Origin of the sequence: Sphingobacterium sp. UBA6320, assembly GCF_002440335.1 — a bacterium.
Classification (GTDB): Bacteria; Bacteroidota; Bacteroidia; order Sphingobacteriales; family Sphingobacteriaceae; genus Sphingobacterium.
Genome location: NZ_DJTA01000022.1, coordinates 220,335 through 235,268, shown reverse-complemented (window position 1 = coordinate 235,268; position 14,934 = coordinate 220,335). Strand labels below are relative to the sequence as shown.

Here is a 14,934-nt window from a genome sequence, read left to right as displayed (position 1 = left end):
TATATGTAGTTTATTTATTTATAATTTTCAAAAAAAAACCGCAATTAAATACCGGGTATCTAATATTATTAAACTTCTAATATACATAATTAGGCTATGATCATGGTCCAGATGGCTTACGCAAAATGACCTACATCTTTTCGCCTGTAATATTGAAGCGTTAAGTTTAAAATAGTGACAACCCGAATTCAATTGCGGCAAATTCGTTTAGTAAAGCGCTATAAAGAACGATTATTTTGTAAAGAAATTAGATAATAGTTGATCCAGTTCATGAACCGACTGCTCTAAACCTTGATCTTGTGTCTGTACCTGTCGCTCCGCTTTCAACATTCCTGTTGCATATTGAAGCACACACATCGACAATAAATCTTGCTTATCACGAACAGTATAACTATCCTGTAACTCTTTTACTTTTTCATTAATCAATTTCGCTGCATGGCGGATAATTTCCTCCTCTGCTATATCTACACGAAGCGGATACACGCGATCAGCGATATTTATTTTGATGGAAATCTCTCCCATTGTTATTTGAGCTTTACGTTGTATTAGTAAGTTATCCTTATGCTACTCGACCGACTTACTTCAACAAACTAATACATTTGTCTATTTCTCGCACAAAATCGTTAATTTTTTGCTTTGTGTCAAGTATTTTTTCATTAATTGCATCTTTGTCAGCTTCAGAACTATCTAAAGAACGAGCAACTGCCATTGCTTTCATCTGTTCTTCCATTTGCTTGTTCTTATCGCTACACGTATTAAAAGCAACTTGAAGTGATTGAACCTCTAATTTAAGTAAATCATTCTCTTCTTGCAAGACTTCGCACATTTGAATTAAATTTTTCGTTTTCTCAACGATAATATTCATTTGTGAAGATAATGCTGCCATATATTAAATTTATACAATTAAATCTTATTATTCAAATTAACCACGCACTTCTGCGCTTACTTCTTTCTCAAAGTTAAGAATTAATTTTTGAACTATTGCGTCAATTTGTTTGTCCATTAAAGTTTTTTCATCATCTTCGATCATAAAACTTAAAGCATAAGATTTTTTGCCCGCAGGAATTTTATCTCCTTTATAAACATCAAATACTTTGACTTCTTTCAACAGTTTACGCTCGGTCTTATACGCTATTGTTTCCAGTTGCTTAAAGGTAACGGCTTCATCAATTAACAGCGATAGGTCGCGTTTCACAGCAGGAAACTTAGATACCTCTTTAAATTTGATGACATTTTTACGGATGATCTTCAAGAGTTGATCCCAGTCAAAATCTGCAAAAAACACCTGTCCTTCTACATCCGCTTTTGTCAATGCTGCAGTGGATACCGCACCAAAGGTGACCAATGCTTTTGTACCTTTCAAATAACTGAGGCCATAGGCATAATGATCGGCAGGCGCATCTTCCAATTGAAGTCCTTCGATTTTTAATCTTTTTAAGATCAGATCAACAACCGCTTTGAGATTATAGAAATTAACAGATTGTTTGCTGTTGTTCCATTGCTCCACTTCCAGTTTACCACTGATAGCAATAGACAAATGCTGCTTTTCTTTGTACCCTTCGCCATCAATCGCATAAGTCTTTCCAAATTCAAAGATTTTTAAATCCGAATTTCTTCTTTTTTGATTGTATGAAACCGTTGTCAAAGCAGAAAACAACATATTTTGACGCATGGTATCCAAGTCTGAACTCAGCGGATTGCATAGACGGACAGCTGTAGCTTCGTCATCTGCATAATCTAACTTTGTTAACGAGTTTGAAAGGGTCTCTCTAAAACCATTGGCAATTAACAGATCTGCCAATTGATTTAAAACAACTTCTTTATCTGGCTTTTCAGACGTATTTAAGGAAGATTTGATCTGTGGTTTTAATTCCACGTTATTATATCCATAAATACGCAATACTTCTTCGATAACATCCACTTCACGGGTGACATCTACACGGTAAGCTGGAACTAAAACATCCAGACCATCGGTTGATTCTTGCTCGATACCGATACCCAAGGCTACTATAATCGATTTGATCTCCTCATCTGGGATATCCTGACCGATCAATCGACGTACATTAGGGTAGCTTACATGAAAAGCAAAAGGTGTTATTTCTGATGGGTAAAGATCTGTGATCTGCGAACTAATATGTCCACCAGCCACTTCTTGAATCAGGATAGCTGCTTTTTTGAGTGCATTTACCGTGATATTCGGATCTGTTCCTCTTTCATATCGGAATGAAGAATCTGTTTTTAATTGATGACGTTTCGCTGTTTTACGAACAGAAACGGCATTAAAATAGGCGGACTCTAAAAATATATTTGTCGTAGACTCCGACACACCTGAATGAGCACCACCGAAAACACCAGCAATACACATTGGCTTTTCAGCATCGGCAATAACAAGATCTTCTGCGGATAGTTTGCGCTCTACAGCGTCCAATGTCGTGAACAGCTCGTCTTGCTTTGCTTGTCGCACAACGATCTTATTACCTGCGATCTTGTCTTGATCAAAGGCATGCAAGGGTTGTCCAAGATCATGCAAGATAAAATTCGTAACATCTACAATATTGTTAATCGGACGGATACCGATGACATTCAAGCGTTCCTTTAACCAATCAGGGGATTCTTTTACTTGTACTCCTGAGATATTGATACCTGAGTAACGTGGACTTCCTGCATGATTTTCAACAACAACCTCCGTGTTGATCCCTGTTCCTTCTTTAAATAAAGAAAGATCAGAAGCTTTCATTTCTTTTCTATAGAAAGCGGCAATATCACGAGCCACTCCAAGGTGTGAAGCTGCATCTGCACGATTTGGTGTTAAACCAATTTCATAACGATAGTCGTCCTCTATATGATAAAAATCTTTAACAAGTGTACCTACCTGAGCATCCAATGGCAACTCGACGATGCCGGCATGTGAATTGCCCAAGCCAACTTCATCTTCACCACAAAGCATTCCTTCAGAAACTTCACCACGAATTTTTGATTTATTGATTTTAAAGGGCTCGCCACTTGTTGGGTGAACAGTGGAACCAACCGTTGCGACAATCACTTTTTGACCTACTGCAACGTTTGGAGCACCACACACAATGTGTAATAAATCTGCTTGACCGACATCAACCGTCGTTACTTTCAATTTATCTGCATTGGGGTGTTGTTCACAAGATTTCACTTCGCCGATGACCAATCCCGCTAATCCTCCAGGTATACTTTGCACCACATCTAATACCTCTACCTCCAGCCCAACGTTCGTTAGAATTAAAGATAACTCCTCTGGTTTGGTATCGATATCAATATGATCTTTAAGCCACTTATATGAAATATTCATTTTTAGAATCTGATTTTACGCACAAACTTAGATAAATTTGCTCTGATTCGCAATATAATTGCAGTGTTATCAAGTCATATTTATCGTTTTCGCCTCAGCCCTTGTGTGTTTTTATCGTCGATCAATTGGATTATTTTCACTTTTATAGTAGAAATCCATACATCAGGAGGCGTATATTTTTCTGATTTTACCATGCAAACACCTTAAATTAGTCAACATATCGACCGGTCGAATAGATCAAGTTTAAGGGAAAATAAGATGACGGTATCAGAAAAATAAATTTTACGATTATTTAGACTTTTGATTCCCGATAAGTCAAAGGATTAACGTAAATTTGTACTTTAATTTGAAGAACGTTCAAAAACTTACAGTTATAATGATTCATTTCTTTGTGAACCCAAGCGACATCGTTTACGGTGTGCAAACCCTACAAGATTTATCTACCAATGATATCTCTAAACTAAACTGGCTATTTGGAAACGCTAACAAAATCGAAAAAGAAACTCTAAACGATTATTATGTTGGTCCTCGTGCAGCTATGATTACTCCCTGGAGTACAAATGCTGTGGAGATCACCCAAAACATGGGTATTGAAGGCATCATTCGAATAGAAGAATTCCGAAAAGTACAAGCTGATTTTCATGATTTCGATCCAATGATTTCTCAAAAATATGAGGCATTGACACAAGAAATGTACACCATTGATATTGCGCCAGAATCTATTCTGGAAATTGAGGATATCGATGCTTATAATAAACAAGAAGGCCTTTCTTTAAATCCGGAGGAAGTACAGTATCTTTCGGACTTAGCGACAAAACTAGACCGTAAGTTGACCGACTCTGAAGTATTTGCTTTTTCACAGGCAAACTCCGAACACTGTCGTCACAAAATATTCAACGGTACATTTATTATCGATGGCGAAGAACAGCCGACTTCATTATTCAAACTGATTAAGAAAACATCCGAAACCAATCCTAATGAGATCGTTTCGGCATATAAAGACAACGTTGCTTTTGTTAAAGGCCCACGGATCACACAATTTGCACCACAATCGGCAGATAAACCTGATTTTTATGCTGAAAAGGAATTTGATTCTGTTCTTTCCGTAAAAGCGGAAACACATAATTTCCCAACGACCGTAGAACCATTCTCAGGTGCCGCAACGGGTTCTGGAGGTGAAATCCGCGACCGCTTAGCTGGGGGTCAAGGTTCTTTACCTTTGGCTGGAACTGCCGTTTACATGACTTCTTACTCTCGTCTGGAAGAAAACCGCCCTTGGGAGCAAGCGATGGAAGAACGTCCTTGGTTGTACCAAACTCCGATGGATATCTTAATCAAAGCATCAAATGGTGCTTCCGACTTTGGAAATAAATTTGGACAGCCTTTGATCACAGGTTCGGTATTAACATTCGAACATGAAGAAGATGCGCGCAAATTAGGTTTTGACAAAGTAATCATGCAGGCTGGTGGTATTGGTTACGGTAAATTGGATCAGGCTAAGAAACATACGCCAAAAGTTGGTGACAAAATTGTTATTCTAGGTGGCGAAAATTACCGTATCGGTATGGGTGGAGCAGCCGTTTCTTCTGCAGATACAGGAGCTTTCGGTTCGGGCATCGAGTTGAATGCGATTCAACGTTCAAATCCAGAAATGCAAAAACGTGCTGCAAATGCAGTTCGTGGTATGGTGGAATCTGATCATAATCCAATTGTATCTATTCACGATCATGGTGCAGGTGGTCACTTAAATTGTCTTTCAGAACTTGTTGAGGAAACTGGAGGTTTAATTGATTTGGACGCTTTACCTGTAGGTGACCCTACCCTTTCGGCGAAAGAAATCATTGGTAATGAATCTCAGGAAAGGATGGGATTGGTCATTGGTGAAAAAGATATCGAAACATTAAAACGTGTTGCTGACCGTGAACGCTCACCGATGTATACCGTGGGTGATGTAACGGGCGATCACCGCTTTACTTTCGAATCCAAAACAACGGGTGAAAAACCAATGGATTATGCCTTGGAAGATTTCTTTGGTTCGTCTCCAAAAACAATCATGAGCGACAAGACAATTGTCAGAAATTATGAAGATGTAAACTACAGTACCGAAAATATTCCAACTTACTTAAATCAAGTCCTACAACTGGAAGCAGTGGCATCTAAGGACTGGTTAACCAATAAAGTAGACCGCTGTGTTGGTGGTCGTGTAGCGAAACAGCAGTGCGTCGGTCCATTGCAATTACCACTGAATAACGTTGGGGTAATGGCATTAGATTATAAAGGTAAGGAAGGTGTGGCCACTACTGTAGGGCACTCTCCTGTGGCAGCAATTATCGACCCAGCAGCTGCAAGTAGAACGGCTATTGCCGAATCTTTGTCAAACTTAGTGTTTGCTCCTATTAAAAATGGCCTTGCAGGTGTATCACTTTCGGCAAACTGGATGTGGGCTTGTAACAATGAGGGTGAAGATGCGCGTCTATATAAAGCTGTAAAAGCTTGTTCTGATTTTGCTTTAGAATTAGGAATCAATATCCCGACCGGAAAAGATTCGCTATCGATGAAACAAAAATACCCGAACGGTGACCATGTGATCGCGCCTGGTACTTTGATTGTTTCTGCAGCTGGTAATTGTACCGATATTACACAAGTTATTGAACCTGTATTAAACAAAAATGCGGGATCGATCTATTATATCAATCTATCAAAAGATAGTTTCAAATTAGGGGGTTCTTCATTTGCTCAGATCTTAAACAAAATTGGTAAAGAAGTGCCAACGATTCAAGATGGAGCTTATTTCAAAACAGCATTTAATACCATCCAAGATCTAATTAAAGCAGGACAAATTGAAGCAGGTCATGATATTGGTTCTGGTGGTTTGATCACGACTTTATTGGAATTGACATTTGCCGACGTTGATTTAGCTGCAAATTATGATTTGTCAGGCTTAGGTGAGGCTGATACGGTAAAAGCGTTGTTTAATGAAAATATCGCTGTTGTTTTACAAGCAAAAGATGATGCTATTTTTGAAAGCACATTGACTGCGGCTGGAATTGAAGCGGTGAAAATTGGTGAAGCGATCGCTGGCACGGAAGTTTCATTTAAAAATAATGCGGATACGTTTACTTTCAATGTAATCGAAACACGTGATACTTGGTATAAAACTTCTTTCCTATTGGATTCAAAACAATCTAAAAATGGAACGGCACAAGAGCGTTATAACAATTACAAAAATCAACCATTGAATTTTGTATTCCCGAATCATTTCACGGGATTGCAACCTGCACTAGACCAATCAAAGCCTAGACCAAAAGCGGCTATTATCCGTGAGAAAGGTTCCAACTCTGAACGAGAAATGGCTAACGCCATGTTTCTAGCAGGATTTGATGTGAAAGATGTCCACATGACGGATTTAATTTCGGGACGCGAAAACCTAGAAGACATCCAATTTATCGGTGCTGTTGGTGGGTTCTCCAATTCTGATGTATTAGGGTCAGCAAAGGGATGGGCTGGTGCATTTTTATATAATGAAAAAGCTAAAACAGCGTTAGAAAATTTCTTCAACCGCCCTGATACGATGTCAGTAGGTATCTGTAACGGATGTCAATTGTTTATGGAACTGGAATTGATCAATCCTGAACATGAGGTTCATGGTAAATTGATCCACAATAGCTCACAGAAGCATGAGTCCAATTTCGTATCGGTTACCGTTCAAGAAAATAACTCGATCATGTTATCAACCTTAGCGGGTACAACGTTAGGGGTATGGATTTCACATGGTGAAGGAAAATTCAATTTGCCTCAGGAGGAGTCCGCTTACCAAATCGTAGCAAAATATGCTTACGAAGCATATCCTGGCAATCCAAATGACTCTGATTATAATACAGCAATGCTTTGCGATAAAACGGGTCGCCATTTGGTCACTATGCCACATATTGAGCGTTCTACATTCCAATGGAATTGGGCTAACTATCCAAAAGGACGTCAAGATGAAGTTACGCCATGGTTAGAGGCTTTTGTTAATGCGCGCAACTGGATCGCAGAAAATAAAAAATAGTTTACAATAACATCTTGACAAAAAACCTCCTGCAAAAAATTGCAGGAGGTTTTTTTATATCCTTCACGATATACATGTTTAGATCATGTGGTTGGTAACTCTGCTTAAATTTCCCTGTTGTAACCTGGTTTATTCATCAAATTGTCTAGTGAATATTTACCCGATCCCATCACCAGAAATAATATGAGCATAAGCAAGACAACAACAGATAGCCACAGTTCCCCGTTTAAAAAACTAAATCCATTTGTTAAGTTAATAAAGAAAACCGCTCCAAATAAAATGGGCAACAAGACAATTGTCGCTAATCGGGTTTGGAAACCAAAAATGATAAACAAACCACCGACAATTTGAGCAAAAACAATATAGTGCACACCTCCCCATATATAGATGGTATAATTCACTTGCTGCACCAAGGAACTGACGCGATCAAGATCGCCTACAAAACTAAGTCCTTTGATTAGGATCAAAATACCTACTAATATCCGTAGGTAATCTATCCATCTGGGATGATGGGTATCTCCCCAGTGTTCGATTTTGTGAATAAGGTTCATAATATTCTCCTTTTCTTATTGGTATTTATGACTAGAACAAATCATAACCGTTTTTGTTTTTTATCATTTTTGACATCTCATTACCTTCATATCAATTAGATCCAGTATATTGTCCACCTGAGCGAAGGAAAGAAATGTATCCCTATCACAATAAAATTAAACAGCGTATTAACAATGGTGAACTCATCAGGTATGAGTATGTGGACAAGTATAAACAAATAGCGCCATGCCTCTTACTGTATTTTAATACGGAACCTTATATAAGACCCATAAGGGCACATCGATTTGAAGAATACGAGGAAATCTTCGGTAATCTGAAAAAATAAATAAAGGGTCTTTTTAATCCACTTTCTGCAAGGATTGTAATCAGGCTCCGCTTGGAGACGCGAACTAGTTAAATTGACTCAAAAGCGTACTCCATATAGTAGGTATAAAGTGAAGTTAAAAAAATCAACTCTATAAATGCCTTAAAAAAGAATTATGAGCATGGTCACGCTTAATTTATTGGAACTCAATTTCAAAATATTCAAGAATAGTTTTGTAATGATCCTGAGCGGTAAGACAAGTATCTAATAAATACTCTTTTATATTTGTCCATTCTTGTAAGCCTCTGTAATAAAACAATTTGATCTCTTCATCGATTATAAATGGAACAATATTGTTGGCTAGACATTCCTTAAACATAATCAAACGACCAATACGACCATTACCATCTTGAAAAGGATGGATTACTTCAAATTTATAATGAAAATCGATAATATCTTCAAAAGTTTTCTTTTCAATATCATGATAATGTGAAAGCAATTCTTTCATTTTAATTGAAACTTCTTTTGGAGGGCAAGTCTCATTGCCCCCAACTTCGTTCGGAAGTTTCTTGTATTCACCAACATTAAACCAATCTTTTCGACTATCGGAAGTACCTGACTTTAAAAGATAATGTAATTCTTTAATTAAAGATTCTGTCAGCTTGGTTTTACCTTTATCAATAATGAAGTCAATACAGCGAAAATGATTTGTTGTTTCTATAATATCATCGACATTAACACTTTCTGTAGATGCTCCAATGGTGTTGGTTTCGAAGATATATCGAGTTTGATCGTGGGTTAGTTTACTACCTTCAATACGATTCGAATTATAAGTTAAATCGATCTGTGTACGATGGTAAATTCCGCCTTTCAGCTTCATTTGTTTTTGCTCTTTCAGATGATTGAGTAAAATGTTGTCACTGATTTTTTTCTTACGCCCTTTTTCAGATATCAGAGCATCCTCTGGAATATTCCAAGTTTTACCAGTTAAGAATGCTCCTTTAATTCTGCCTATAGCACAGTAATTACGAATAGTTCTTTCTGGAATACTCCATTTTTTCGCAAATTCACTTACTGAAATATAATTCATAATTTTATGATAAATGCCGTTATCGGCAAATATACAATAAAAAAGTATTTTAAACAGTGATTTTATTGCCGATAGCGGCAAGTGTTAAGAAGTTTAAATGATAAATATATGGAGGAATAAAATAGCCTCGCATCCATAGATATCATTGCCCTCAATTTAAAAAACTCCGATTATGCGCGTTTTTTGTGCCTGCACTACTTCATTAACCCTTTTCAGATATAAGCAGTGGCAATGGTTTTAATGCTAAAAATATCGAGGTTTTTAATGCTTGATGATATGTGGTACAAATCGACTTTTATCCGTTGTGATGGGCATCGTAGACTCCCGAAAACTGATTCCACAGGGCTCTTGCCCAATAATCCAACTTCCTATAATAGAAAAACCAGATTCTTCTTTGTGTAAAGTAGCTAATTCTTGATAAATATAACCTTCCTGTCCATAATCCCCTGGCGTCGCATAGATCAGTTCTTTATCATAGTAGAGATCAATATTGGCACCTTCTCTCGATAAGATCGGTTTTTTGATGTAATTTTTAAGCGTTCTCTGGGGCTCAAAATAGGCAGCCAATAAGTTGGGGTGATGCGGAAACAATTCCCACAAAATGGGTAAAATCGCCTTATTGGAAAGGATCATTTTCCATGAAGGTTCTATCCATTGTGTTCTATGGATATCATTTACGATATGATGGCCAAACTCTTCATGAACCATCCACTCCCAGGGATATAACTTAAAAATGGAGGTAATCGATTCACCCTCCAAATCTATAAAAGCATGACCATTCCAACCAATATCATCGATATAAATCAATTGTGTCTGTATACCTGCCTGAATAGCGGTATCCCTCAAATATTCAACATTGGTCAAATCCTCTAATGTTTCTTTCGCACATGAAAAGTAAAGTACATCTCCTTTTAGATAGGGTTTGATCTCTTTCCAGCTCGCTATAAGCTGCTCATGTACGCTGTTGAACTGATCGGTAGATTCAGAAAAATAATGATTTTTCCAGTTCCATTGGACGATTCCACATTCAAATAAAGAGGTTGGTGTATCGGCATTAAATTCCAACAACTTCAATTTTCTTTTGACCGAGTCGTATGCAAAATCAAAGCGACCATAAATCGAGGGAGATTCATTTTCCCACGATTGTTCGATATGGTGTATCATATGACTGGGAATATGAAAGAGATGATATAGCTTGTTGGCCATCACGTGTTCAACCGCTTTGAGGCACATGTCCCACACTTCGGCCGTTGCTTGATAAATGGTATCCGCTTCGCTATTGGTGATCTCGTAATAATAATCCTCGATCCAATAGGGTTCATCGTTGTCCGTATGATAACCATATCCGATGGCAGTCAATCTGGATTTCCAATTGGGATCGATCGTGAGCTTTTTGAGTTTCATTATGAACCGAAAGAAGATGACTGAGATGACGCTGCAGTGTTGCCAAATCCACCTCTCTTTGCTTGATATGCAGCCGCTTTCTTTGCATTGGTACCCGATACAGAACTTGGGTTCAGATTGTTATTTGAATAGCCCAGACCTGCACCAATATGTCTAAAAGCCATAAACCATAAAAGTGATGAGCCCATCCCTCCTCCTGTGCGGTGCTGATCGCGATAATCTTTGGTCACTTCGGTGTAAGGTGCTGTAGAATCGGCACGCATAAAAACGCGTTGCTTCGTTTCCTCTGCTGGTGCAACAGGCTGCTGACCACATGAAGCCAATACGGAAGTAATCAGGACCAACTTGATCGTTGAAGATGCTTTTTTTCTCATATTTATTGAACAGTTACATAGATCGGTACTTCACTCAATGTTTGAGCTGTATCTCCCACACTCCAGGTATTGACGCGCTTAGCTGTGATGATGGTATCACTTTTGTCCGCAATCTTTTCACCATTAAACCAAATATGCTGTTTGGTGATATGTAAAACCGAATCGCCTTTTGTCTCCGTAACCAAAACAACTTCACGTGCTGATTTCTTATCCAATTGCTCTAATGGTTTTTCTTGATTAGCTTCGGAACAGCTCATCAATATCGAGATTGACAATCCGAAAAAAATATATTTCATTTCAATTGAGTTTTGTGTATAAAGATACTTAAAAAGAGCTGTTAACCATGAACTGGATACGCTATGCCTATACGTTTAGCTGACATCCGCATCAAGTAAGAAATTAGGATAAGATACCTAGACCAAAAAGGTCAGATGGATATGAACATCCTCTCCATTCCTTGATACGACAAAAATTAACATTCTTTATCGTATGTCCGATTCCAGTGTTTATGGCTATCTAACGGCGTAGGGATCACCCGATATTCGAGGTTGATTCCATTCAGACGTCTTTTTTTAATGCGTTTGTTCACCTCATTGATATAGGCAATTTGAGTGATACGGAATGTCCCAAAACTAGTCCCTTTCATATCTTCTCGCTCTAATAAATCCTCCACCAATTCAAAATTGAAAAAACAGCCTAAATAATCTTTCCAAAAGAAAATAGGGTTATCTATCTTATCGAGATAACTATCCTCCGGATAACATAATTCACCATCTTCTACTTCAAAATGATCGGCTAAAACTTTATTGGTGTGTGCGACAAATTCTCGTGCAACCTCCTCATCTTCGATCGGAAGAAAAGAAATTACATCTTCTTCTTCTAAGCTATCAAACATCAAATGATTATTGAAGCAATGAATCAGTTCTGGTAATAACTCCACCACATCATTGTACATTTTTCCCATCTTGCAAAGATACAAAGATTCTCTCATTAGACACTTATTTTTAGGTAATGAATCTATTTCTATCAAATAGCTTGTACCTTTAGGCCATGAAAATACAATCCGTAGTTTTAGGTATTTTATTGATTCTGATCAGCTCATTGGGTTTCGCCCAGCATCTGAAACTGACCAACCTTAAAAATGGTGATTTAATTTTTGTCGAAGCCGAACAGGAGCATTTGTCTGGTGCCATCAATCGGGTCACACAACGTGATACAAATAGTTCTTTTGACCATATTGGACTCTTGGAATATGATCAGGGCAATTTCTTTGTCTTACATGCAAGTTCCAAAAAAGGATCTATCCGTGAAGGGATTGACAGTTTCTACCAGACTCAAAAAAAAGAGCATAACCACTTAGTGGTTTACCGTCTAAAGGAAGCGTATCAACATACGATACCAGAAGCCATTACCACAGCAAAACTGCTGCTGGGAAAACCGTACAATTGGAGCTACATCTTGAACGACAGCAGTTTTTACTGTTCCGACTTTATCGAGAGAGCTTTTCGCCATGGGCATATTTTTCATTTAGAACCCATGACTTTTATAAACCCAGCGACAGGTCAAATCGACAGTTTTTGGAGAGATTTTTATCAGAAGCAGGGACTGGAAGTGCCTGAAGGAGAATTGGGTTGCAATCCTAACGGACTGGCGGCATCGGAAAAATTAGTAAAAATTGGCGATCTCACGCTGTAAATTAAATTTCGATTTCATTTAAAATTAATTTTTATCGTAACTTACAAGCACCATTAAAGATAGAAATTATATGAGGCAAAGCCTGATCAATACGTTAAAGAAGCAGTATAAAATACTTTCTGGAAAAATAACATCCTTTAAAATCGAGCATAAATGCCCTCATGTATGGTACGGTAATTCGTACGGTGGATTTTACGTTAATCCCGAACTGTTAGATGCTGATTCTATAGTCTACTCGTTTGGCATAGGACAAGATACTTCTTTTGACGATACCCTGATACAAAAACACAATTGTCATGTATTTGGTTATGATCCTACCCCAAAGTCCATTGAATGGATAGCACAACGGACAGATCTTTCGCCAAAATTTCATTTTCATCCTGTTGGATTGGACAATAAAACGGGAATAACACATTTCAATCTGCCTAAAAATAAAGATCATGTATCTGGTTCTATTATCAACCATCCCAATGTCGATGAGCATAACATGGTGGAAGTACAGATGAAATCAATCGTCGATATCGCATCGGAAAATGACCATACCTATATCGATGTATTGAAAATGGATATTGAAGGATCGGAATATTGCGTGATCGATAGTATCTTAGATTCATCCATTCAAGTCAAACAAATTTTACTAGAAATACACGAACGTTTTTTTGATAATGGAATGGAGAAAACGCAATTACTATTAGATTCATTACACCGCCACGGCTACCAAATTTTTGGAGTTTCAGATACCTTAGAGGAGATTTCTTTTATAAAGGTCCTTGACTAAGCGTATCGCAGACTTAATCACTACATGGAAATTTTTAGAGCATATATTAAAAAAAGAATATCCGTAACGGATGAACAGCTGGAACAGATCACCTCCAGCTATACCTCCACTCATGTCAAGAAAAAAAGTTTTATTCTCCGTGCCGGAGAGATCTGTAATTTTGAAGGCTTTGTCAAAAAAGGTTGTTTTAAGATTTTCTACTTAACTCCTAATGGCGAAGAGCATATTTTATATTTTGCGATAGAGGAATGGTGGATTTCGGATATTGCAAGTTTCAATGAGCAAGAACCGGCTCAATTATATATTCAGGCTTTGGAGGACTCAGAAGTATTCATCATCTCCAAAGAACAAAAGGAACAGCTGTTTCTTAACTGCACGCAGGTTGAACGCCTATTTCGCATTATGGCACAGCGGTCTCAGGTAGCTTCTCAGCATCGCATCATCGCAGCACTGGGATTTACAGCGCAAGAGCGGTATCTGGATTTTATAAAGCGCTACCCGAAAATATATCCCAGAATTTCTAACTTGCAGTTGGCATCGTATATTGGTGTGACCCAAGAGTTCCTAAGTCGATTGAAAAGACAAATCCTCAAACCGGGCAAATAAAGCTATTTATTGATGTAGATCAATTTTTTAAAGCTTTCTATTGCTGATCTTTGTTGAAGTAAATCAAACAGCTGGTTTGTGGATCATAAAAACAATTTATACCACCTTGCTGTTAAATAAAGATAAAAGATAAGATGATGAATAATTTTTTCAAAATTGTAGTAGCTGCAGCCTTAATGATCAATGGCGCCGTAGCACAGGTTAAATGGACAGCAGACCCTGCACATACGAATGCCAGATTTGATGTCAACCACCTCGGTATTAGTTTTGTTGATGGTGAATTTACCAAAGTTTCGGGCACAATCGATGCTCCTAACAAAGAAAACTTTAATAATGCTAAAATAGATTTTACTATTGATGTCAACAGTATTGATACACGTGTTGATGCGCGTGACGGCCACTTGAAATCTGATGATTTTTTCAGTGCGGAAAAATACCCGACAATGAAATTGAAATCTGTTTCTTTTAAACCGGGCAAAAAAGGAAAATATGTATTAATAGCTGATCTGACCATCAGAGATGTGACGAAACAAGTGACTTTTGAGGTTACTCAAAATGGTGGAATCATTACCGATCCGTGGGGAAAAACACGTGCTGGTTTCACAGCTAAAACGACTATAAACCGTTTTGATTTTGGAATGAAATATAATGATAAATTACCTTCAGGTGTAGAAGCAGTATCTGCAAATGTAGCCATCACTGTCAACACAGAATTGGTCTTGAACTAAAAATAATTTTTTATAATAATAAAAATAGCCTTT

General features: G+C 37.7%; 14 protein-coding genes. 5 read left to right on the top strand and 9 right to left on the bottom strand.

Annotation, left to right across the window (positions count from 1 at the left end; translation table 11 throughout):
• Window positions 1-231: 231 nt before the first annotated feature.
• From B3P23_RS14715 to pheT, 3 genes are read right to left on the bottom strand one after another with little or no spacing between them, the layout of a single operon-like run.
• On the bottom strand, window positions 232-522 hold the full coding sequence (locus tag B3P23_RS14715) for a cell division protein ZapA (protein WP_045754171.1): 291 nt from the start codon (window positions 520-522) through the stop codon (window positions 232-234).
• Between the two features lie 55 nt (window positions 523-577).
• Window positions 578-886 (bottom strand): hypothetical protein, encoded by a 309-nt coding sequence (locus B3P23_RS14710; RefSeq protein ID WP_045754170.1) that lies wholly within the window; start codon window positions 884-886, stop codon window positions 578-580.
• Between the two features lie 36 nt (window positions 887-922).
• On the bottom strand, window positions 923-3,319 hold the full coding sequence (gene pheT / locus B3P23_RS14705) for a phenylalanine--tRNA ligase subunit beta (protein ID WP_045754169.1): 2,397 nt from the start codon (window positions 3,317-3,319) through the stop codon (window positions 923-925).
• 376 nt (window positions 3,320-3,695) lie between these two features.
• On the opposite strand from pheT, the gene purL reads away from it, so the two are divergent.
• Window positions 3,696-7,370: a phosphoribosylformylglycinamidine synthase gene (gene purL / locus B3P23_RS14700; RefSeq protein ID WP_293927484.1), complete on the top strand. Its 3,675-nt coding sequence runs from the start codon at window positions 3,696-3,698 to the stop codon at window positions 7,368-7,370.
• 104 nt (window positions 7,371-7,474) lie between these two features.
• On the opposite strand, the gene B3P23_RS14695 is transcribed toward purL, so the two are convergent.
• The 6 genes from B3P23_RS14695 to B3P23_RS14670 form a co-directional block, all read right to left on the bottom strand.
• Window positions 7,475-7,921, bottom strand: a complete 447-nt coding sequence (locus tag B3P23_RS14695) for a DoxX family protein (protein ID WP_248753230.1) — start codon at window positions 7,919-7,921, stop codon at window positions 7,475-7,477.
• A 501-nt stretch (window positions 7,922-8,422) separates the two neighbouring features.
• Window positions 8,423-9,316, bottom strand: coding sequence for a Fic family protein (locus B3P23_RS14690; RefSeq protein ID WP_293927481.1), 894 nt, complete (start codon window positions 9,314-9,316; stop codon window positions 8,423-8,425).
• Window positions 9,317-9,577: 261 nt separating this feature from the next.
• Entirely contained in the window at window positions 9,578-10,720 is a 1,143-nt protein-coding gene (locus B3P23_RS14685) for a glutathionylspermidine synthase family protein (protein ID WP_293927478.1), read from the bottom strand.
• Window positions 10,720-11,094: a hypothetical protein gene (locus B3P23_RS14680; RefSeq protein WP_248753228.1), complete on the bottom strand. Its 375-nt coding sequence runs from the start codon at window positions 11,092-11,094 to the stop codon at window positions 10,720-10,722. Before B3P23_RS14680 ends, B3P23_RS14685 begins: the two co-directional genes overlap by 1 nt.
• A gap of 2 nt (window positions 11,095-11,096) precedes the next feature.
• Entirely contained in the window at window positions 11,097-11,390 is a 294-nt protein-coding gene (locus tag B3P23_RS14675; RefSeq protein ID WP_248753227.1) for a hypothetical protein, read from the bottom strand.
• Window positions 11,391-11,566: 176 nt separating this feature from the next.
• Window positions 11,567-12,085, bottom strand: coding sequence for a hypothetical protein (locus B3P23_RS14670; RefSeq protein ID WP_248753226.1), 519 nt, complete (start codon window positions 12,083-12,085; stop codon window positions 11,567-11,569).
• 59 nt (window positions 12,086-12,144) lie between these two features.
• On the opposite strand from B3P23_RS14670, the gene B3P23_RS14665 reads away from it, so the two are divergent.
• The 4 genes from B3P23_RS14665 to B3P23_RS14650 all read left to right on the top strand — a co-directional run bounded on the left by B3P23_RS14665 (window position 12,145) and on the right by B3P23_RS14650 (window position 14,901).
• The gene (locus B3P23_RS14665; RefSeq protein WP_293927473.1) at window positions 12,145-12,789 is read left to right on the top strand and encodes a YiiX/YebB-like N1pC/P60 family cysteine hydrolase; all 645 of its coding nucleotides are present in this window, start codon (window positions 12,145-12,147) and stop codon (window positions 12,787-12,789) included.
• Between the two features lie 70 nt (window positions 12,790-12,859).
• Window positions 12,860-13,567 carry an FkbM family methyltransferase gene (locus tag B3P23_RS14660; RefSeq protein ID WP_293927470.1) on the top strand — a complete coding sequence of 236 codons (708 nt, stop codon included), beginning with the start codon at window positions 12,860-12,862 and terminating at the stop codon, window positions 13,565-13,567.
• 24 nt (window positions 13,568-13,591) lie between these two features.
• Window positions 13,592-14,173 (top strand): Crp/Fnr family transcriptional regulator, encoded by a 582-nt coding sequence (locus B3P23_RS14655; protein ID WP_094772487.1) that lies wholly within the window; start codon window positions 13,592-13,594, stop codon window positions 14,171-14,173.
• Between the two features lie 134 nt (window positions 14,174-14,307).
• Window positions 14,308-14,901 carry a YceI family protein gene (locus tag B3P23_RS14650; protein WP_248753223.1) on the top strand — a complete coding sequence of 198 codons (594 nt, stop codon included), beginning with the start codon at window positions 14,308-14,310 and terminating at the stop codon, window positions 14,899-14,901.
• The last annotated feature ends 33 nt before the right edge of the window (window positions 14,902-14,934 follow it).